The sequence below is a fragment of the Rarobacter incanus genome (assembly GCF_006715765.1).
GTDB classification, from domain to species: domain Bacteria; phylum Actinomycetota; class Actinomycetes; order Actinomycetales; family Cellulomonadaceae; genus Rarobacter; species Rarobacter incanus.
Genome location: NZ_VFNV01000001.1, coordinates 1,542,996 through 1,564,288, shown reverse-complemented (window position 1 = coordinate 1,564,288; position 21,293 = coordinate 1,542,996). Strand labels below are relative to the sequence as shown.

18 protein-coding genes and 1 tRNA gene are annotated in these 21,293 nt (G+C 65.5%); 11 read left to right on the top strand and 8 right to left on the bottom strand.

From position 1 onward, the window contains the following. Positions 1 to 17 precede the first annotated feature (17 nt). The 4 genes from FB389_RS06550 to FB389_RS06535 all read left to right on the top strand — a co-directional run bounded on the left by FB389_RS06550 (position 18) and on the right by FB389_RS06535 (position 3,680). A complete protein-coding gene (locus FB389_RS06550; protein WP_142112093.1) occupies positions 18 to 914 on the top strand; it encodes an ABC transporter substrate-binding protein in 897 nt (298 codons plus the stop codon). A 96-nt stretch (positions 915 to 1,010) separates the two neighbouring features. Further along, the gene (locus FB389_RS06545) at positions 1,011 to 1,892 is read left to right on the top strand and encodes an ABC transporter substrate-binding protein (protein ID WP_142112091.1); all 882 of its coding nucleotides are present in this window, start codon (positions 1,011 to 1,013) and stop codon (positions 1,890 to 1,892) included. A 6-nt stretch (positions 1,893 to 1,898) separates the two neighbouring features. After that, the gene (locus tag FB389_RS06540; protein WP_142112089.1) at positions 1,899 to 2,894 is read left to right on the top strand and encodes an amino acid ABC transporter permease; all 996 of its coding nucleotides are present in this window, start codon (positions 1,899 to 1,901) and stop codon (positions 2,892 to 2,894) included. 9 nt (positions 2,895 to 2,903) lie between these two features. Beyond that, positions 2,904 to 3,680 carry an amino acid ABC transporter ATP-binding protein gene (locus FB389_RS06535; RefSeq protein ID WP_281282028.1) on the top strand — a complete coding sequence of 259 codons (777 nt, stop codon included), beginning with the start codon at positions 2,904 to 2,906 and terminating at the stop codon, positions 3,678 to 3,680. Here the strand turns inward: FB389_RS06535 and FB389_RS06530 are convergent. From FB389_RS06530 to FB389_RS06490, 8 genes are all read right to left on the bottom strand, one after another. Beyond that, on the bottom strand, positions 3,625 to 3,939 hold the full coding sequence (locus tag FB389_RS06530) for a Fic family protein (protein ID WP_246043561.1): 315 nt from the start codon (positions 3,937 to 3,939) through the stop codon (positions 3,625 to 3,627). The genes FB389_RS06535 and FB389_RS06530 overlap by 56 nt on opposite strands. 270 nt (positions 3,940 to 4,209) lie before the next feature. Further along, positions 4,210 to 4,292, bottom strand: a tRNA-Leu gene (locus FB389_RS06525). Between the two features lie 109 nt (positions 4,293 to 4,401). Further along, a complete protein-coding gene (locus FB389_RS06520) occupies positions 4,402 to 5,145 on the bottom strand; it encodes an amino acid ABC transporter ATP-binding protein (RefSeq protein ID WP_142112087.1) in 744 nt (247 codons plus the stop codon). Beyond that, positions 5,145 to 6,050, bottom strand: a complete 906-nt coding sequence (locus tag FB389_RS06515) for an amino acid ABC transporter permease (protein WP_142112085.1) — start codon at positions 6,048 to 6,050, stop codon at positions 5,145 to 5,147. Before FB389_RS06515 ends, FB389_RS06520 begins: the two co-directional genes overlap by 1 nt. 10 nt (positions 6,051 to 6,060) lie before the next feature. Continuing rightward, complete coding sequence (locus FB389_RS06510; protein ID WP_211344966.1) at positions 6,061 to 6,954, bottom strand: ABC transporter substrate-binding protein; 894 nt, start codon at positions 6,952 to 6,954, stop codon at positions 6,061 to 6,063. A gap of 230 nt (positions 6,955 to 7,184) precedes the next feature. Then, the gene (locus FB389_RS06505) at positions 7,185 to 7,667 is read right to left on the bottom strand and encodes a cupin domain-containing protein (RefSeq protein WP_246043560.1); all 483 of its coding nucleotides are present in this window, start codon (positions 7,665 to 7,667) and stop codon (positions 7,185 to 7,187) included. A 7-nt stretch (positions 7,668 to 7,674) separates the two neighbouring features. Then, positions 7,675 to 10,671, bottom strand: coding sequence for an adenosylhomocysteinase (locus FB389_RS10580; RefSeq protein ID WP_211344965.1), 2,997 nt, complete (start codon positions 10,669 to 10,671; stop codon positions 7,675 to 7,677). A gap of 676 nt (positions 10,672 to 11,347) precedes the next feature. Then, positions 11,348 to 12,034, bottom strand: a complete 687-nt coding sequence (locus tag FB389_RS06490) for a uracil-DNA glycosylase (protein WP_246043559.1) — start codon at positions 12,032 to 12,034, stop codon at positions 11,348 to 11,350. 172 nt (positions 12,035 to 12,206) lie between these two features. Here FB389_RS06490 and FB389_RS06485 point away from each other — a divergent pair, with 172 nt between their 5' ends. The 7 genes from FB389_RS06485 to pknB are packed head-to-tail and all read left to right on the top strand — an operon-like array spanning position 12,207 to position 21,291. Further along, complete coding sequence (locus FB389_RS06485; protein WP_142112081.1) at positions 12,207 to 12,899, top strand: FHA domain-containing protein; 693 nt, start codon at positions 12,207 to 12,209, stop codon at positions 12,897 to 12,899. 3 nt (positions 12,900 to 12,902) lie between these two features. Then, positions 12,903 to 13,373, top strand: coding sequence for an FHA domain-containing protein FhaB/FipA (locus FB389_RS06480; protein ID WP_142112079.1), 471 nt, complete (start codon positions 12,903 to 12,905; stop codon positions 13,371 to 13,373). Between the two features lie 8 nt (positions 13,374 to 13,381). Beyond that, entirely contained in the window at positions 13,382 to 14,806 is a 1,425-nt protein-coding gene (locus FB389_RS06475; protein WP_142112077.1) for a PP2C family protein-serine/threonine phosphatase, read from the top strand. Next, complete coding sequence (locus FB389_RS06470) at positions 14,806 to 16,176, top strand: FtsW/RodA/SpoVE family cell cycle protein (RefSeq protein ID WP_142112075.1); 1,371 nt, start codon at positions 14,806 to 14,808, stop codon at positions 16,174 to 16,176. The genes FB389_RS06475 and FB389_RS06470 overlap by 1 nt, the downstream gene beginning before the upstream one ends. Further along, positions 16,173 to 17,621 carry a peptidoglycan D,D-transpeptidase FtsI family protein gene (locus FB389_RS06465; RefSeq protein ID WP_142112073.1) on the top strand — a complete coding sequence of 483 codons (1,449 nt, stop codon included), beginning with the start codon at positions 16,173 to 16,175 and terminating at the stop codon, positions 17,619 to 17,621. Before FB389_RS06470 ends, FB389_RS06465 begins: the two co-directional genes overlap by 4 nt. Then, on the top strand, positions 17,618 to 19,231 hold the full coding sequence (locus FB389_RS10700) for a serine/threonine-protein kinase (protein ID WP_246043558.1): 1,614 nt from the start codon (positions 17,618 to 17,620) through the stop codon (positions 19,229 to 19,231). The genes FB389_RS06465 and FB389_RS10700 overlap by 4 nt, the downstream gene beginning before the upstream one ends. Beyond that, positions 19,231 to 21,291: a Stk1 family PASTA domain-containing Ser/Thr kinase gene (gene pknB / locus FB389_RS06455; protein ID WP_142112071.1), complete on the top strand. Its 2,061-nt coding sequence runs from the start codon at positions 19,231 to 19,233 to the stop codon at positions 21,289 to 21,291. The genes FB389_RS10700 and pknB overlap by 1 nt, the downstream gene beginning before the upstream one ends. Positions 21,292 to 21,293: the final 2 nt, after the last annotated feature.

The following is a 21,293-nucleotide window of genomic DNA, read 5'->3' as shown; positions in this document are numbered from 1 at the left end:
CACACACGGAGACCATCATGCGCAAGATAATTCTTACAGCGGTGGCGCTGGGCGCCCTGCTCACCCTGACGGCTTGTGGCGGTGGCGGTGAGGCGACGACGACCGCCACATCGACGGCCTCCGCCACCGCCAGCGCCAAGGACGACACGATCGCGGCGCTGGTCCCCGAGACAATTTCCGCGACCGGGAAGCTGGTTGTCGGATCCGACACCAGTTACGCCCCCGCCGAGTTCCTGGATGAAGACGGTAAGACACCCATCGGCTACGACGTAGAGATCGCGGACGCGATCGCCGCGGTCATGGGGCTCAAGGCCGACGTGCAGTCTTCATCCTTCGACGCGATCATTCCCGCGGTCGGATCCAAATACGACATCGGGATCTCGTCCTTCACCGTCAATCCCGAACGTATGCAGCAGGTGAATATGGTGTCGTACCTGTCGGCCGGCTCCGCTTTCGCGGTCGCCAAGGGCAACCCGAAGGGGCTCACGACCGACGATCTGTGCGGCCTGGTGATCGGCGTGCAGACGGGAACCACGCAGGATGACTACGTGAAAGACACCGTCATTCCCGCCTGCGAGAAGGCCGGCAAGACAGCGCCCACCCCGCTGCAGTACGACCTGCAAACCGATGTGACCACCGCACTGTTGGGCGGTAAGGCCGACGTCATGGCCGCCGATTCACCGGTCATCGCGTACGCAGTCGCGCAGACCGGTGACAAGCTCGAGCAGTTGGGCGACATCTTCGACACCGCGCCGCAGGCGGTCGTGGTTTCCAAGAGCGACGAAAAGCTCACCGAGGCGGTCCAGGCCGCGCTGCAGAAGATCATCGATAACGGCACCTACGGCAAGATCCTCGACAAGTGGGGGATGTCCGAGAGTGCGGTCGCTACGGCGGAGATCAACCCCGCTAGCTAAGTCCCGGTGCGGCGCTCCGAATGCTGACTAGCATGGGAGCGCCGCACTATTTGTTTTTGCACACGCGGCACATCGACCGCACCGTGGAGAGAGTTCATGCGAAAAATCACAGTCCTGGGGATAACGGCCGCGCTGGCGCTGACCTTGGCGGGTTGCTCCAGTTCGGATACGGAATCTTCGTCATCTGCGCCGACGAACCTCAAGGACGAGGCCATCGCCAAGCTTGTCCCGGAGTCCATAGCGAAGACCGGCAAACTCGTGGTCGGCGCGGAACTGACGTACGCGCCCGCCGAATTCCTGGGGGAGGACGGTAAGACGCCGACCGGCTACGACGTAGACCTGGCAAAGGCTATCGGCCAGGTGCTGGGCCTGCAGGCCGAGGTCCAATCCTCTGCCTTTGACGCGATCATCCCGGCGATCGGGTCCAAGTACGACGTGGGAATCTCGTCCTTCACCATCTCGCCCGAACGGATCGAGCAGGTCAATATGGTGTCGTACTTCCAGGCGGGGTCGGCGTTCGCGGTTGCAGCGGGCAATCCGCAGGGCGCCAGCGCTGACGACGTGTGCGGCCTGACCGTCGCCGTACAAACTGGAACCGCGCAGGACAAGTCGCTCACCGAGACGCTCGCGCCGGCGTGCGAGAAGGCGGGGAAGGCGGCGCCAACACCGCTGCAGTTCGATCAGCAATCGGAAGCGACAACCGCGCTGCTGGGCGGCAAGGCTGACGTGATGTACGCGGACTCGCCCATCGTCGCCTATGCAATCGAGCAAACCGGTGGCAAACTTGAACAGCTCGGTGGGATTTTCGATTCAGCTCAGCAGGGAATCGTCGTGGCCAAGGATGACACGGCGCTGACCGAGGCGATTCAAAAGGCTGTGCAAAAGCTCATTGACGACGGCACCTACACAAAGATCCTGACCACGTGGCACGTCGAGACCGGCGCTGTTACGACCGCAGAACTCAACCCGGCAGGTTAAACGCATATGAGTGCAGCACCCGACGATATCCCCGACCGGATTCATGCGATTCCGGTTCGGTACCCGTGGCGCGTCGTTTCGGCGATCATCGTGGCGGTCATCGCTGCGATGTTCATTCATGGGTTGGTGACCAATGAGGTGTTGCAGTGGGACCTGGTTGCTAAGTACCTCTTCCACGAGAACATCCTGCGAGCAATCGGGTGGACGCTGATCCTGACCGTCGCGTCGATGGTTTTGGCCGTAGTCATGGCCCTGACGCTCGCCATCATGCGGTCGTCGGAAAACCCGGTCATGCGCTCGGTGGCGTGGTTCTATATCTGGTTCTTCCGCGGCACCCCGGTGTACACGCAGCTGGTCTTTTGGGGCCTGCTGTCGGTGTTGTACCCGATGCTGTCGCTGGGAATCCCCTTCGGCCCGGAGTTCTTCTCCTTCGAAACCAAGCCGCTGACGGTTGGCACGCTGGCCGCGATCCCCGCGATTTTGGGTTTGGCCTTCAACGAGGCCGCCTATCTGGCAGAGATCATCCGGGCGGGGTTGCAGTCTGTTGACCCGGGCCAGCACGAGGCGGCTCGCGCGCTGGGAATGAAGAACTGGTCGATCATGCGCCGCATCGTGATCCCGCAGGCGATGCGAGTGATCGTCCCCCCGACGGGCAACGAGACTATCTCGATGCTGAAGACAACGTCCCTGGTCCTGGCGGTGCCGTTCACGCTCGACTTGACCTATCAGTCTTCCGCGATCGGTTCGCGCACATTCGCCCCCGTGCCGCTTCTGCTCGTGGCCGCAATCTGGTACCTGGTAATCACGTCGATCCTGATGGTGGGCCAGTACTACCTGGAGCGGTACTACGGGCGCGGTTTCGATGGTCGGAACATTGCCGCGGCCTCCGGCGTCGGGGCAAAGCTGAAGGAGCGGGCCGGCAAGCGAGGAGCCCGCCAGGGCGCGATCAACGCGGCGAAGACGACGCCGGATCCCGGCCCTCTTGACGAATCAGGAACGTGAGGCACGACAATGACAACTCCCATGGTCGAAATGCGCGACGTCCACAAGGAATTCGGGCACAACCACGTTCTCAAGGGCATCGATCTCACCGTGCAGGCGGGGTCCGTATGCGTCATGCTGGGGCCGTCCGGGTCTGGTAAGTCGACCGCGCTCAGGTGCATCAATCAGCTTGAGGAAATAACCGCCGGGCGTATCTACGTCGAGGGCGAGCTGATGGGGTACAAGGAGGTCACGAAGGGCGGCCACGACCGCCTGCAAAAGCTGCACCCGAAGTTGGTTGCCAAGCAGCGCGCCCACATCGGGATGGTGTTTCAACGTTTCAACCTGTTCCCGCACTTCACGGCGTTGCAGAACGTCATCGAGGGGCAGGTGCAGGTGCTGGGTCGGTCCAAGGCGGATGCGACCGCGCGCGCCAAGCAGCTACTCGATCGCGTTGGCCTTGCCGACCGCATGGATCACTATCCCGCGCAGCTGTCGGGCGGCCAGCAGCAGCGCGTTGCGATCGCACGCGCGCTGGCGATGGATCCCGACCTGATGCTTTTTGACGAGCCCACCTCCGCGCTTGACCCGGAACTGGTAGGTGAGGTGTTGGCGGTCATGAAGGATTTGGCCGCCGACGGCATGACGATGATCGTGGTGACGCACGAAATTGGCTTTGCCCGGGAGGTTGCCGACCAGGTCGTGTTCATGGCCGACGGCGTCATCGTTGAGCACGGGACGCCTACCGAGGTCATCGACAACCCGCAAGAGCAACGCACCCAGGACTTCCTGTCGAAGGTCCTGTAGTCGTCCCGGTGCGGCCGTTGCCGTCGATGAACGGGTGGATCGACTCGAACTGCGCGTGCGCGATCGCCGCCCGCACCACCGGGTTACCGCTCGTGTCGGTTACGAACCGCGCGAGGTCCGCCACTAGACGGGGCACCTCGGCCTCCGGCGGGGGGATGAAGGCGGCTCGCAGCGGCGACCAGCCCGGCCCGCCGACCCAATTCTGCTCCTGTCGCAGCCCGCGTTCCAGCCTCGGCTCGATGACGTGCTGGAGTTCCACGATGTAGGAGGTCTCGATGGTGCGCGTATGGTCGGCCAGCGCGGTGATTGCAGCCTCCCCTTCGCTGTCGCTATTACTACTTTAGATGTACTAGACGAGAAATAGCAGGCATCGAGCCCCTGTTAGCCCGTCGGCAGCAGGGCCGTCGGCGAACGAGGCGAGGAACTTCTGGGTTATGGGCCAAATCCCTAGCACTATTCCAGCCCGCTCGACGAAAATGGCCCCTGACCAAGGGAAGCAAATCCCAGGTCAGGGGCCATCTCATTCGCGTGCGTGAGGGGGGACTTGAACCCCCACGCCCTTGCGGGCACTGGCACCTGAAGCCAGCGCGTCTGCCATTCCGCCACTCACGCGTGCCTGGAAACTATAGCACGTTGCCATCGCGTCGAACTAACTGGCCTGCCTGTTTGTGCAACCGTGCAGCTCGCGGGCCGGCCCGCGAGCTGCAGCCGGGAACCTTTCTCAGTGAAGAACGCGCGCCAGGAAGTCCTGGGTGGCTTTCTCCCGCGGATTGTCGATGACCTGGGCGGGCGGCCCCTGCTCGACGATCACGCCGTGCTGCAAGAACACGACGCGGTCAGCGACGCGGCGCGCGAACCCGATCTCGTGCGTCGCCATCAGCACCGTGGAACCAAGTTCCTTGAGCTCACCCACCAGATCAAGCACCTCGCCCACAAGGACGGGGTCAAGGGCGGAGGTGATCTCGTCCAATAAAAGCAACTCGGGGTTCGTCGCAACCGCACGCACGATCGCCACGCGCTGCTGCTGGCCGCCAGAGAGCCTGTCGGGGTAGTCGCGCGCCTTATCGGCCAGGCCAATGCGGGCCAGCAATTCCATGCCGCGTTGTTCGGCGCGCGCCGCATCCCAGCCGTGGACCTTGCGCGCCGCGAGCGTCACGTTGTCCAGCACGCGCAGGTGTGGGAAGAGGTTGAAGTGCTGAAAGACGACCCCGATGCGGGCGCGGACGGCGTCGACCTTGACCCGCGGGTCGGTGATGTCCTCGCCGGACAGGAAAATCTGGCCGTCGTCGACGCGCTCAAGCAGATTCGCGGTGCGCAGCAGCGTGGATTTGCCGGAACCGGACGCCCCGAGCAGCACCACGACCTCATCCTTGTGGACGGCCAAATCCAGGCGGCGAAGCACGTAATTGTCGCCGAACTTCTTGACGACCCCGCGGACGTCGAGTACGGGTGTTGTCGCAGTCATCAGACCACCCCTCCCATCTGTTCGCGGCGTTGTTGGCGGGCGGTGTACCAGTCCGTGAGCCGGATGAATGGCCACGAGAGGCACACGAAGAGCAGGCCAGCGACGACGTAGGAAGTGAAGTTGTACGTGGTCGCCTGGTAAATCTGGGCGGCGCGGATCGCGTCAACCGCTCCCAGCACCGAAATGAGCCCGACGTCCTTTTGCATCGACACGAAGTCGTTCATGAGGGCGGGAGTGACCTTGCGGATCGCCTGTGGCAGCACGATCAGGCGAAGGGTCTGTGCGTGGCTCAGCCCCAGTGAGCGGGCGGCGTAGCGCTGCGAAGGATGCACGGCCTCCAGGCCGGCGCGCAGAACCTCCGCGACATAGGACGAATACGTCAAGACCAGGGCGATCGTTCCCAAGATCGCGTACGGGATGACCTTGTCGGTCAGGCCCAGTGCCGGGATACCGAATCCGACCAGGTACAGGACGATCAGGAACGGGACGCCGCGGAACAGGTCGGTGTAGGCCGCGGCCAGGAATCGCAGCGGGAAGAACACCGCGCCGCGCAAAGAGCGCAGCACCGCCAGGAGCGTGCCAAGCACGGCGACGCCGATGACCGCGAAGAACAGGACCTTGATGTTGAGCCACAGGCCGACGGCGACCTTGGGAAGTGCCTTGACGAAGTGCTCCGGGCTGAAGAACGTTTCCCTCGTTACTTGCCAGCCGGGCGAGTTGGATAGCACCACCACGATGATCGCGGCGAAGACGACGGTGCTGACCAGCGAGATGATGATGGATTTGGTGGTCTGTTGGCGGCGGTAGGCGCGCCGACCGATCTCGATGTCGCTGACGATATCGAGGCCGACCGGCGCGCCCGCGGCGTCGCGGTCACTGGTGCGCGAAGCGCCGCTTGTAGTCATGACGTGAAATCTACTTCAGGACCGGGACGGAAATGTTGCTTGACAGCCACTTTTCTTGCAATTCCGCGAGCGTGCCGTCTTCGCGCAGCGCGTCAACGGCCGCGGTGACGGGCGTGGTCAGCTCGGAACCCTTGGGCAGGACCAAGCCGTACTCATCTCCGCCCGTGGTGTCTTCGAACTGGCCGATGACTTTGCCTCCCAGGTCGGACAGCTCGACACCCGCCAGGTACAGTGCCTGCGGCAGGTCGACGACGATGGCCTCAACCTGACCGCCCTTGAGCGCCTGCACGGTGTCCTGCGAGCTATTGAACTGCAACGGGTCGGAATCGGGGTCGACGAACTTCTCGAGCGCTGTCGCCGAGGTCGATCCGGCCTGCACGCCGAACTTGATCTTCTTCAGGTCCGCAATAGTCGTTGCCGATTCGGCGGCGCTTCCCTTGATGGTCAGGACGGCCTGCGCGGTCACGTAGTACGGGGACGAGAAATCAACGGCCTGTTTACGCTCATCGGTGATCGAGAACTGCTGCAGGTTGAAGTCCCAGTCCTTGGGGCCCGGCGCGATCGCGGAGTCGAACGTGGACCGCTTCCACACGACCTGGTCCTTGCTGAATCCGAGCTGTTCGGCGACCGCGTAGGCCACGGCGGCTTCGAATCCCTCGCCGGATTCGGGGTCATCGTTTTCGACCCACGGGCTGTAAGCCGGTTCGCCCGTCGCGATGGTGAGCTTGCCCTTTTCGACGGTGGGCAGGTCGGCCGCGGCGGTGGTGGTCGATGCGCCCGCGCTGGGGGTGGTGGCCGTGGGCGAGGACGTGGAGGACGAACCGCATGCGCTCAGCGCCAAGACGGTGGCCGCTGCCGCTAGGGCGGCGGCGCCGCGACGAAGTGTGGGACGGGAGATGCGCATATGTTCCTCCAGGTGGTGCGACTGCGGGCCGTGGTGTGGCCCGCTAGATGGTCGGTGGGGCCCCGCGCCCCGGGCAGTGGCAGTGACTGCTTGAGTCGGCCGCGCGCTCGCATCGAGAATGCTCGGCCGCGGCGTTGTGGCTCCACGACTAAACCTACAAGCCATCTCAATTGGCGTCAGGCGGTGGTCCACAATGTGGACAACGGTGTCGGGGGCGCGGGTTTGGCGCGCTAATCGTCGGCCAGGCGCCAATCTTCGTACCAGAATTCGGGCGATACGACGCAGGTCGCCAGCACGTCGCTTGCGACGGGCAGGGCGCGTTGCCACACCCCGGCGGGTATCAGCAGTTGGACACGGGGGATATCCAAGGACGAGTCCAGCGTCACGGTTTCGCCGGTCTCATCGGGCGCCGCCCCCGTCCCGCCGAACTGGAGGCGCAGGGCGCCCGGTCCGTGCCACAGCCACAGCTCGTCCGATCGCACCACATGCCACGCCGCGGATTCCCCCGCCGCCAGGAAGAACTGGATCGCGGACGCCGTTGCGCGCTCGCCGCGCGCCGTCTGCACGCTGACCGGCGCCGTCCACGTGCGGCGGAACCACCCGCCCTCTGGGTGGGGCGCAAGCCCCAGGGCGACCGCCAGGGCGGGCCGCACGGCGGCCGCCCCCTCATCGGTCGATGCGGGAGCGGGTGGGGCGGGGAACTCGTCCATCATGATCCTTTTACCGACTTGCCTGATTGAATACGGCGTCCATGTATCGCAGTTCGCCGGAAATCATGGTCGCGACCTGCGATCCGGCACCGTGGCGCACAACGTCCTCGATCGTTCCGAAAATGTCCGAAACGGGTATGTCCAAGAAAACCATGTCGGCAACCGCGCCGGTCTGCAACTGCCCGATGCGGTCCGGGCCCGCGCTCAGTCCCAGGGCCGTGGCGCCCCCCAACGTCGCCGCGTACAGCAGGCGCCGGCCGAGGTCGTCGCGCTCGTACCCCTGCGCGCGCGCCAATTCGTACAACAGCGCAACGTCCGCGAGCAGATCCAGCGACGGCGACGACGATAGGGAGTCGGTTCCGACCGCTATCGGGTTCCCCTCGTTCAGGTAGGCGGCAACCGGCGGCGCATCGAGCCCGATGATCTGGTTCGACCGCGGGCACAGTGCCACCGACGTCGCGCGCGCCCGCAGCAGCGACCGGTCCCAGGCCGTCATGTACACGCCGTGCGCCACGTGGCAGTCCGGGCCAAGCACCCCGAGCTGGTCGACAAACTCGGTGGCGCTCATTCCAAAACCGTTGTCCCGCAGAACCCTAAAGCTCTGCGACTGCCCGGACCGCCACAGGTCGGCAAGCGATCCGCTCGATTGCTGCGCCCACTGCGCCTCGAGTTGGGATTCGGCCAGGTGGATGTGCAGACGCAGGCCGCGCCGGCGCACCAGGTCGGGTATCTCCAGGAGAGGGGCGGTGTCAAGGGAGTACGGGGCATGCGGGGAAAGCCCGACCATCGGCGGGGTCGGCATGCTGTCAAGAGCGGCGAGGGTTTGCGTTTCTCCGTACTTGGCCCACTCCTCGTTGGTCCAGCCCATGACCTCCCAGTACGCGACGCCGTGCAGGCCCGCATCGTGCAGCGCGGGGGCGGCCTCCGGGTCGGTCACGACGTCGGCCGCGGCCGTGGTGCCGAACCGAATCGCCTGGCGCGCGCCGTCGGCGGCGTGCGCGCCCCAATCGTGCACGCCGTTGTCGTACACGACGTTGAAGGCCTGCGCCCAATCGTCAAAACCCGCGTAGGTGCGCGATGCGACCTCGACCATCGAGGTGTACTGCAAGTGCGTGTGGGCGTTGACCAGCCCGGGCAGCAGGACACCCGGCCAGTGGCGTTCGGTGAACGCCTGCCCGGTTTCCCGCAGTGTCTTGACGACCCAGTCGCGTTCGCCAACGTGCATGATGCGCCCGCCGCGAACCGCCACGGCGCCGCCGATCACGGCGGGTGCGGTCACCGGGATCACTAGCGCCGCCGAATACACGTTGACCAGCGACGGGTTGGACCGCTCAGTACCCAATGCCACCCCGTATTCGCGGGCGATGGCCGACTTGCGTTCGGCGACGTGCAGCGGCGCGGGCGAGGGCGGGGCGCTTTGCGTCTCATCGCCGGGCGTCGCGCGCGCGGCCCCGGTCCACGATCCGGACTCGCCGGTGATGAGCGCCGCGGCCGCGACGTCGTTGTCAGCCTGCGCGCTGAGGGGGTACACGCCGGGTGCCGTGGGCGCATCCGTGGAAACCAGGGCTTCGATGGCGCGCAATTGCACCGCAAAGGACAGGTCCATGATTTCGATGGGGTTGCCCTCACCGGCGGTGACGTTGATGCATTCGCCGTCATCAAGAAGAACGAGTTCCCCCCCTGCCGGCCGCGACCATTGCTTGACGCGCGGCCGCACTTGGCGGTTCGTAAAGCCCGCGGTTCGCGCGTCCTCGATCGAGATTTCTTGGTCTACGCCGCCGGCGACCGCCAGCACGGCTCCATCCTTTGCGGCCTGTAGAACAGCTACGTTGATCGTGTCGCGCACTCCCGTGGCCGACACGATCCAATCGGTGCGGGTTGCCAGTTCGGCGGTGTCACCGACCTCGTAGCCATCGAACCGTGCCTGCAGGGCGCGAACCGGATCGATTTCGGAAACATGGACGGTCGCGCCAAGCGCCCGCGCGTGGTGGGCGAAGCCGCGGCCCACGTCGCCGTAGCCGATGACGGTGATGGTGGTCTGGCTCATGTCGATGCCGCGATGGTCCGGGTCGACCAGGTCCATGATGGTCAGCAGGCACGACTGGCCGGTTCCGTAGGCGTTGTCGAAAAGTGTCTTTGAGCGAGCGTCGTTGACGGCGATGACCGGGATGCCCAGGCGGTCTTGCTCAGCCCACGCTCGCAGCGGCCGCAGGCCGCTGGTCGTTTCTTCGGCCGCCCCGCGCAACTGGTCCAAAACGTCCGGCAATTCGTGTGCGCGGCGGATCAGATGCGAACCGTCATCGATCAGCAGGTCGTGACCGCGCCGCAGGTATTGGTCCGCGAGCTGTGCCGCCTGCGCGGGCGTTGCCCGGGAGTCGGCGAAGACGGCCAGCCCCTGCTTGCGCAGCGCATCGGCAACGTCGTCGCGCGTTTCGGCGGGGTGGCCAAACACCGATACCAGCGCGCCGGCGCGGGCGAGCGCAAGGGCCAGCACGGCCGTCTTTGGTTCAAGCACCAGCGACATTCCGATCCGCCACCCCCGCAGGGCGCGGCTTTCGGTTAGGCGGTTCTCGATCGCGGCAGTCACGGGCATGTGCCTGCGGGCCCAGGCGATGCGTGCCGTGCCGTCCGCCCCCGTTGGTCTGGTCAAGACGGCGCCGGCCTCGTCGCGCACGGTCACATCGACGGTTTTTGATTCACCCGCGGGGATCGGGCTGCCGGCCGCGGCGGGGGCGACGCTGACGGTGACGTCAACGCCCGGGCATCCCGTTGCCGGCAGGTCGTAGCCGAATAGGGCGTGGAACGAGCGTTCCTCGCACGGCTCCGAGGGGTCCACCCAGGTCACTCTCGCCCCAATTGCCCGCATGGCGGCGGCCAGCGACTCAAGGTTGGCGTCGCGGGGGTCCGCGATCGCGAAGTGGCGGGAGGCGATCAGCAGGTTGGTTGCCGCCGCGTATCGGCGCAGGACTACCTGCGCCCATTGTTCGGGACTGATGTGATTGGGCACACTGCGAAAGTACCAGGTTGCACTGGTAGCCCGGTCGCGATCAGCGGGTGGGTGTGCTACTCGATCAGCGGGTGGGTGTGCTACTCGATCAGCGGGTGGGTGTGCTACTCGGTCAGCGGGTGGGTGTGCTACTCGGTCAGCGGGTGGGTGTGCTACTCGATCAGCGGGTGGGTGTGCTACTCGGTCAGCGGGTGGCGCGCGGATTCGTTGGTCGAGTAGCCCGCGTAGCGGGCGTATCGAGACTATGCCGCATTGATCTCGATACGCGCCTTCGGCGCACTCGATCAGCGGGTGGGTGTGCTACTCGATCAGCGGGTGGATGTGCTACTCGGTCAGCGGGTGGCGCGCGGATTCGTTGGTCGAGTAGCCCGCGTAGCGGGCGTATCGAGACTACGCCGCATTGATCTCGATACGCGCCTTCGGCGCACTCGATCAGCGGGTGGATGTGCTACTCGGTCAGCGGGTGGGTGTGCTACTCGGTCAGCGGGTGGGTGTGCTACTCGGTCAGCGGGTGGGTGTGCTACTCGATCAGCGGGTGGCGCGCGGATTCGTTGGTCGAGTAGCCCGCGTAGCGGGCGTATCGAGACTACGCCGCATTGATCTCGATACGCGCCTTCGGCGCACTCGATCAGCGGGTGGGTGTGCTACTCGATCAGCGGGTGGGTGTGCTACTCGGTCAGCGGGTGGATGACGGGAGCGTCCAGTCGATCGGCGATGCCCCCTGCTCGACGAGCAGCCGGTTGGCCGTGGAAAACGGGCGCGACCCGAAGAAGCCCCGGTAGGCCGAGAGCGGTGACGGGTGCGCCGATGCGATGACCGGCACGGTGCCCAACCGCGGCCGCAGGGACTGCGCGTCGTTGCCCCACAGGATCGCAACCAAGGGGCCGCCGCGCGCCACCAGGGCGTCGATGGCGCAATCCGTGACCTGCTCCCAGCCCCGGCGGCGATGCGAGCGGGCCTGTCCCGCCTGCACGGTCAGAACCCTGTTCAGCAGCATGACTCCGCGCTCGGCCCACGCCGTGAGATCGCCCGAGGAGGGGCGCTCGCACCCCACATCACTTACCAATTCCTTGAAGATGTTGTCTAGGGACGCCGGCACGGCCACCCCGGGCGCTACCGCGAACGACAACCCCACGGGGTTGCCGGGGGTCGGATACGGATCCTGTCCGACGATGAGCACGCGAACATCCGCGAGCGGGTATGTGAAGGCGCGCAGCACGTCGCCAGGCGCGGGTAGATACGGGCGACCTGCGGCGACCTCGTCCCTTAAAAAGCCACCCATGAGGTGAATTTGCGGCTCGACCGGCGCAAGCGCCCGCGCCCAACCGGGGTCGATGATGGATTCGAGTGGTGGATGACTCACAGTCGAACCGTACCGCGTGGGGGCATTCATTTAAGCGCGCTAGGGTGGAATGGCACTCCGACACGGATCATTGCCGCATATTGTGGCGCGCTGCGGATACGATCATTGTTTGCAGCACTATTAATTTCGACGCGACCGCGTGCGCAATCGCGGCACGCCCCCAGGAGGTGGAATGGGATTCCTCGACCGAATCGAGCAGGGCACTGAGCGGGCGGTGGGTCGCGTCTTTAAGAAATTCCGTGGCGAACTCAAGGAAGTCGAGTTGGTCGCCGCGCTTAAGAAGGAGGCGGACTACCGCGCCGCCGCCATCGATCAGGAACGCACCGTCGTCCCCAACGTGTACCGGTTCGACGTATCGGCGAGCGACCTTGCGCGGATTCAGTCCTGGGGCGAGGACGCGCTGGCCGCCGAACTGGCGGAGGCGCTGGTGCAGCACGCCACACGCCAAGGCTATGCCATGGTTGGCCCCGTGTCGGTCGCCTTTGAAGAGGCCGACCTTCCCGCCGGCCAGTTCCAGATCGCCTCCGAAACCGTGCGGGCGGCGGGCGCCGCACCCACCACCGCCTCGACGCGGCACCCGATGATCGACATCGACGGCCAGCGCTACCTGCTGACCGGTGCCACGACCGTCATAGGTCGCGGATCGGAGGCGGATATTGTCGTCGATGACCCCGGGATATCCAGGCGCCACCTCGAATTGAAGCTGACACCCCACGGAGTGGTCGCAACCGACCTGGGTTCAACCAACGGGCTTTTCGTTGAGGGCCACCAGGTGCCAGCCGCCACCCTGGTGGACGGAAATACGTTGACAATTGGCCGCACGCGCATCCTGTTTTGGGATGCCGACCCGGAAACAGATGCCTAACGCATGAACGAATTGACGATGACCATCCTGCGCATTGCCTACCTGGTGGCAATGTGGCTCTTTGTGCTCGCCGTCATATCCGTGCTGCGAAGGGACCTGTACGGCACGCGGATCAGTCCGCGGCGTCAGGGGCATCCGGTGCCCGGCCCCGTCGATGCGGCGCCTCGCCGCCAGCCCCACCCGGATTCGCGGCATCTGGTTGTCACGGCTGGTCCGCTGGAGGGCACGACCCTGCCGTTGGGGAACGTGTCTGTGATGATCGGCCGCGCTCCGGATTGCACACTTGTCGTCAACGACGACTACGCTTCATCCCGACACGCCCGCATCTATCCGCACGATGGCACGTGGTTCGTGGAGGACCTGGGATCAACGAACGGCACCAAGGTGGGCGGGCACCCCCTGGAGCGACCGGAAGAACTACCGCTCGACACGCCTCTGCAGATCGGGCAGAGCGTTATCGAACTGAGAAAGTAGCACCCCGAATGTCGATTGCCCTGCGCTACGCGGCCGCCTCCGATGTGGGGCTGGTACGCGCCAATAACCAGGACTCCGCGTACGCGGGCCCGCACCTGCTGGCGGTGGCCGACGGCATGGGCGGACACGCGGGCGGCGACACGGCCAGCTCGATCGCAATCGCGAAGCTTGCCCCCCTGGACGATGAAGCCCTGGGGTCCGGGGAAATCGTGAAGAAGCTGCGGGACACGATCGAGGATGCGCGGGTCGAACTTGTCCGATATGCGCGTTCCCATCCGAAGCTTGCGGGCATGGGGACGACCGTGACGGCGTTGCTGCGATCGGGAAACAAGATCGCCATGGCGCACATGGGTGATTCGCGCGCATACCTGTTGCACGATGGCGAGCTATCCCAGGTCACCGTCGACCACACGCTGGTGCAGCACCTGGTCGACACCGGCAAGATTACGCCCGAAGAGGCGGAGCATCATCCCCAACGATCCGTGGTCATGCGCGTCCTGGGCGATTTCGAGGTCGAGCTCACGCCCGATGTGTCCATGCGCGAGGCGGAGGTCGGCGATCGGTGGCTGATCTGCTCCGATGGCTTGAGCGGTTACGTCACCTTCGAGACGTTGCAGCGGACCCTCAGCGAGTCTGCGACCCCAGATGAGGCCGCCGAAAAGCTGATTCAGCTGGCGCTGCGGGCAGGCGGACCGGACAACATCACTTGCATCGTTGCCGACATCATTGATTTGGACGAGGCCCCCGATGGTTCGGTTCCCCAGCCTGACGTGATTGTGGTCGGCGCCGCTGCCGTCAATCGGGACGAACCCTCGGCTGCGGTTGACGGGCCGGCGGCTCGTGCCGCTTCGTTGGCGGCGGCCGTTTCCGGCAGCGGCGATCCCGAGCGTGCCGGGGACGGTGCGGCCGACGCGTCGCCGACCGAGGCCGCCTCGGACGAGTTCACCGATGAGAGCGCAGAGCCGGCGCCCGCGCCGCGCCCGCGCCGCAGGTGGATTCCGTGGACTGTGACGGTGATCGTCGTCGCGCTGTTGGCGGTGGCCGGCTGGTTCGGGTACAGCTGGACGCAGACGCAGTACTTCATTGGAACGGCGGACGGAAACGTCGCGCTCTACCGTGGCATCCCGCAGTCCTTGGGACCGATTTCGCTGTCCAGCGTGGTCGTTAGCACGCAGGTCAACGCTGATCTGCTCCCCGAACCGACCCGCACTTCCGTGCGGTCATCGACCATAACCGCTGGGTCGCAGGCCGGAATCGAAGAGCGCTGGCAGCAGATCCAATCCGACATTGCGGCGCAGCCGAATTCGGCCGATACCGCCGCGACCACGGGGGCGACCCCTGCGGCCGGTGAGACGACCGCGCCCGCCACTGAACCGACCTCGCCGACCACCGATTCGAGCGCGACCGATCCGGCCACGTCGGGTGAATCGTAGTGGCGACCGTTGAGCCAACCCCCGTTCCCCGGCGGCGCGGAAGCGAGTTTTTCCTCATCCTGTTCGCCTTGATACTCGGCGTGGGCGCATACGCCCTGGTGGGCCTGGCAACAAGCGGGGGGCTGCCGGCGACCTTTTACCGCGATGCCGGCGTGCTGGTCATCCTGACCGTGGGGATGCACCTTGCGGTGCGTAAATTCGCGCCGTACGCCGACCCGATCATCCTGCCGATCACCATTGCCCTCAATGGGATCGGTTTGGCAATGATCTATCAGCTCGACCCCATGGTCTCGGCTAAGAACATCGCGTTCAAGCAGACGCTGTGGACACTGATTTCGATGGCGGCCGCGGTGAGCTTGCTGGCCGTGCTGCGCGATCACCGCACGCTTCGCCGGTACACATACGTCGCGCTCTTAGCCGCGGCGGGGTTGTTGATGCTGCCTCTCATCCCCGGAATCGGCACGGAGATCCACGGCGCGCGCATCTGGATTCACGTCGGCCCGCTGTCCTTTCAACCAGCCGAGCTCGCGAAAATTGCATTCGCCGTCTTCTGTGCGGGATACCTGGTCACCAACCGCGACACCCTGGCGCTCGCGGGGCGCAAGGTGCTCGGTTTGCAGTTGCCGCGGCTGCGCGATTTTGGCCCGTTGTTGCTCGCGCTTGGCGCATCCCTTGCGGTGCTGGTGTTCCAACGGGATTTGGGGACCTCGTTATTGTTCCTGGGCATTTTCTTGGCGATGCTTTACATCGCAACGGAGCGGGTCTCGTGGATCATCATCGGGCTGGGCCTGTTCGGTGTCGGAACGCTTACGGCAATCAAGCTGTTTGGGCACGTCGCGCGGCGCTTCGACGGTTGGTTGCACGCGATGGATGACTCGGTTTACTACGCCGTCGGTGGTTCGGGGCAACTGGTCAACGGGCTATTCGGTATGGCCAATGGCGGCCTGCTGGGGACCGGCTGGGGCGATGGTTACCCGCACTTGACCCCGTTTTCCTACTCCGACTTCATCTTCGCCTCGCTCGGCGAGGTTTTGGGGCTGACGGGATTGTTCGCGATCGTGATCGCCTACGTGATCCTGGTTCAGCGCGGCTTCCGGATCGCGCTTGGCACCCGGGACGGGTTCGGCAAGCTGCTGGCCGGGGGCCTCTCCTTCGCCATTGCGTGGCAGTGTTTCGTCGTCATTGGCGGCGTCACGCGGCTGATCCCGGTGACCGGCCTGACCGTTCCGTTTCTCGCCTATGGCGGCTCGTCGCTGCTCGCGAACTGGCTCATCATCGCCCTCCTCATCCGCATTTCCGACAACGCGCGCCGTCCCCACCCCTTGCCGCTGCGCGCCGCCCGCGCCGCAAACGAGGCGGTGCCCGCGTGAACGACCCGATCCGCAAGACATCCACCGCGGCGCTGCTGCTGTTCATCGCGGTGCTGGTCGCCATAACGAACATCCAGGTCTTCCAGGCACCCAGCCTCAACGCCGACCAGCGCAACAAGCGCACGCTCTACCGCGAATTCGACAACCACCGCGGCCCGATCATCGTGGATGGCGAAGAGATCGCCTACTCCACCGAATCCGATGACGACTACGGATTCCAGCGCATCTACAAACCCGGTTCGCTGTACGCGCCCGTGACCGGGTTCTTTTCCGTCATCGTCGGACGCTCCGGCATCGAGCGCTACAGCAACTCGCTGCTCAACGGCTCATCGGACTCGCTGTGGTTGAACCGCATCAAGCAACTGACCACGGGCAAGATATCGCAGGGTTCGTCCGTCGAATTGACCATCGACGCCAAGGTGCAGCAGGCCGCGGCCAAGGCTCTGGGCAATCAACGCGGCGCTGCGGTCGCGATCAACGTCAAGACCGGAGCCATTGTGGCGATGGTCAGCAGCCCCACATACGACCCGAACGAGTTGGCGTCGCACGATCGCGCCGCGGTGGCCAAGAAGTACCAAGAATTGCTTGAGGAGGACGGGAGTCCGCTCACCAACCGGGCGATTGCCGGCGAAACCTACCCGCCGGGGTCCGTATTTAAGCTGGTCACGGCCGCCGCCGCCCTGGAAAACGACACAAGCGTCGATGACCTCGATGGCGGCACGGGCTTTCAGCTGCCGCAGTCCACGAGCGTTATCAGCAACTACGGCAAGGGCGCGTGCGCCTCCGGTGGGAAGATCGACCTGGCGAATGCCCTGCGCATTTCGTGCAACACCGCGTTCGCCGACCTGGGGATACGCGTGGGGGCGGACAATCTCTTGGCGCAGGCGCGTAGCTTTGGATTCGACGAGTCCCTCGCTATACCGTTGCCGGTGACTTCCAGCCGGTTCCCGCAGACCGGCGATCAGGCGCAGACCGCGATCGCGGCGATCGGGCAGGGGTCGGTGCGCGTGACACCGCTGCAAGTCGCCGAAATCTCCGCCACCATCGCCAACGGCGGCAAGCGGATGAAACCGTACCTCGTTTCCAAGGTAAGAACCCCAGACCTGCAAGTGCAGTCCGAAACGCAACCCGAACAGCTGGGCCAGCCGATCAGTTCGGCGACGGCAGCGACCCTTACCGACATGATGGTGTCCGTCGTGGAGTCGGGTACGGGGACCAAGGCGCAGATTTCGGGACTCAAGGTCGCCGGCAAGACCGGGACCGCGCAAACCGGCGACGACGGCGCACCCCACGCCTGGTTTACGGGCTTTGCGCCGGCAAACGACCCGCAGATCGCGGTGGCCGTTGTCGTGGAAAATGGCGGCAGCCTGGGCAGCGAGGCAACCGGTGGGGCGGTGGCGGCGCCGATCGCCGCCGCCATCCTCAAGGCGGGGGTGAGCAAATGAGCGCGCTGATTCCGGCCCCCGGCCTTGTTCTCGGCGACCGTTATCGCCTTGTGCGGCAGCTGGCCGTGGGCGGAATGGGGCAGGTGTGGGTCGCGCAGGACGAGTCGCTGAGCCGCGAGGTTGCGATCAAGGTGCTGAAGCCCGAATTCGCTGGAAACACGGAGTTCTTGCGCCGGCTGCGCACAGAGGCCCGCAACGCGGCGTCCCTGTCCCACCGCGGCATCGCGCAACTCTTCGACTACGGCGAGCGCGACGGGATCGGATACCTGGTCCTCGAACTGGTCGTCGGCGAACCCATGAGCGATCTGCTGGAGCGGTCGCCCGTCCTCCCCCTTGATCAGACCCTAAGCATCATCGCCCAGACCGCGCGAGCGCTTCATTCCGCCCACCTATCAGGCGTGGTCCACCGCGACGTCAAGCCGGGGAACATACTGCTGGAACGCGACGGGACGGTGAAGATCACCGACTTCGGCGTGTCGCTCGCTGCCGATCAGGCGCCGATGACGGCGACCGGAATGGTGATGGGAACCGCCCAATACTTGTCACCGGAACAGGCCGTCGGCAAACCCGCAACGCCCACGTCCGATATCTACGCGCTTGGCGTCATCGCGTTCGAGGCGTTGGTGGGGCACCGGCCCTTCACCGGAAAGACCGCTGTCGATATTGCGGTCGCGCACGTCAATGAGCCCATTCCGCCCCTGCCATCGTCGGTTCCCCCGGATGTGGCAACCCTTATCCAACGGATGCTCGCCAAGGATCCGAGCGAGCGCCCGCGGTCCGGGGCGCAGCTGGCGACCATGGTTGAAGAACTCATGGTCAAGTACCGGGCGCACCCGTGGCTGGGCTCGATCGGTGCGCAAACGCAACCGCTTCCGCCGATCTCCGCCGAACACGGCAACCCGGTCAACCCGAGTCACGCGGCACCCACGCCGCCGCGCGCGCAGCGTGCGGGCGCGATCGGCGGCGACCCGCGCCACACCCCCGGCGGCCGTGGCGCCGGGGCGCAGAGCCCTGCGGAACAAGTCGGAGGGCGGCCCGCCCCCGCCGTCCAACGCAACAGCGTGCGCGCAAAGCGAACCGCCGAGCAGCCTGCGGTCGCGCCCCCGGGGGCGCTGGGCACCTTCGGGGGGACCGGGCGCGGAGGCGCCGGGGCGGCAGGCGGATCCGCCGGGACCGTGCGTACGCCCGCGGGGGCGCCGGGCACCTTCGGGGGGACAGGGCGCCCGAGCGGGCGGGCCTCGTCGGCCCAAACGGGCCCCCGTGAATCGCGTAACTACGCCGGGCGGCAGCAGGTGCCGACCCCGCGACCGTCGCAAACCCAACGGCCCACCTCAACCACCACCGGACGCCGCTGGGGAAACTGGTCATGGCAGGCGTTTGTGCTGATCGGCCTGGTGATCGCCGTTGTCATTGCGTCGCTCATCGGGCTGGGTTCTCGGGGCTCTGACAACAAGGCCGCGGGACTGCTTGGCGTAATCGGCGCCACCGAGAGCGCCTTTGTGCGAACTGATAGTGAACAATATAAGGTGATGGCCGGTTACGGCATCGCCCCGCATGACGGTGCGGCACGTAGCGCCGCACCCGACCCGACACGACCTAAGGATGTCTAGTGGTTGACCACGCTCCTCGAATCTTGGCTAACCGATACGAAGTCGGTGCGCTGATCGGCCGCGGCGGTATGGCCGAAGTCCACATCGGGCACGACAACCGACTGGGGCGCACCGTCGCCATCAAGATCTTGCGTTCGGACCTGGCGCGAGACCCATCGTTCCAGGCACGCTTCAGGCGCGAGGCGCAGGCGGCGGCCGCCCTCAACCACCCCGCGATTGTCGCCGTGTACGACACGGGCGAGGACAACGTGGTCGATCCGGCGACAGGGACGGTTTCGCACGTCCCGTTCATCGTCATGGAATACGTCGAGGGGCACACGGTTCGCGATATCCTGCGCGACGGGAACGCGGTGCCGATCGAGGAAGCGGTAGAAATCACGATCGGCGTCCTATCGGCTCTCGACTATTCCCACCGCGCGGGAATAGTCCACCGGGACATCAAGCCCGCCAACGTGATGCTGACGCCCACCGGATCCGTCAAGGTGATGGACTTCGGTATCGCGCGCGCCCTCGCGGATTCGGCCGCGACCATGACCCAGACGCAAGCGGTGATCGGGACGGCGCAGTACCTGTCGCCCGAACAGGCCAGGGGTGAACAGGTCGACGCCCGTTCGGACCTGTATTCGACAGGATGCTTGCTGTTCGAGCTCCTGACGGGCCGCCCGCCGTTCACCGGCGACTCCCCGGTTTCCGTTGCCTACCAGCACGTCCGCGAGAACGCGCCGACCCCAAGCTCAATCGCCTCCGACGTCCCGCCCGTGCTGGACAGGATCGTGGCGAAGGCGCTGGCAAAGGACCGCGAGCAACGGTACAGCAGCGCCGCCGCGTTCCGTTCCGACCTGGAGGCCGCCATGAAGGGGCTTCCCGTCAGCGCCAATGAGCCCGTCGAGGCGGCCACGCAGGTATTCGCGGCGCCGCTTCCGGCACCGGTACCCGCGGCCGCGGCCGCGCCCGCGTGGCAGACGACCCCGACAGCGACCATCACCGGGCCGACCGCAACGGGGTCGCTGGCATCCGTGGAGGAACCCGAGGACCCCGAACACAAGTCGTCCAAGGGCCTGATGTGGACGCTCATCAGTATCGGTATCGTTGCGTTGATCGCTATCATCGCGATCCTGGTCATGGTTTCCAACAAGAAGAGCGACACCCCGCAGGTCGTCACTCAGCCTTTCCCGAACGTCGTTGAAATGGACGTCAACGACGCCAAACTCGAACTGACCCGCAAGGGATTCACCGCCGAGCCAACGATCACCGAGGTTTCTGACGAGGACGCTGAGGAGGGTACCGTGTTGGCGTCCGACCCGGTCGCCAACGCATCGGTGGCCCTCGATACGGCCATCACCCTGACCGTGTCCTCCGGTTCCGCGGACGCCACGATCCCGGACGTCACGGGACTCGACCAGGACCGCGCCCGCGAGATGCTGAGCGATCAGGGGCTCAACCCGGTCACGGGAAGCTCGGAGTACAGCCCGGATGTCGACCGCGACAAGGTGACGCGAAGCGACCCCGCGGCCGGGGAATCGGTCGCCAAGGGCAGCGACGTCACTATCTACTACTCCAATGGGCAGGTGCTGGTCCCCAACGTGGTGGGCGCGAAGCAGGCGGCAGCCGAGGAAAAGCTCAATGAGCAAAAGCTCGTCGTGACCGTGGAGACCGTCGAAGACGACTCGCAAAAGGCCGGAACCGTCATCAGTCAAACGCTGCCGGCGGACCAGCCAGTCGCGCAACGATCCGCAATCACGATCACGGTCGCCAAGGCCGTCAGCAAAGTCGCGATCCCCGACGTTTCCGGCATGACCGAGGGCGCCGCGATGGACGCGCTCAAGGCGCAGGGGCTGGAATACAACGCGACCTCTGTCCAGGCCTCCAGCGACACCGTGCCATCGGGCCAGGTCATCAGCACCAGCCCCAAGATCGGCAAGAAGGTGAAGAAGGGGACGGTCGTTACCCTGACAATCTCGACGGGTCCCGCAAATAACCAGCAGCCCTCTGACCCGGGGGACACGGACGCGGGGGACGGGTCGGGCACCGACACCGGATCGGACACGAACGCCGGGTAGTG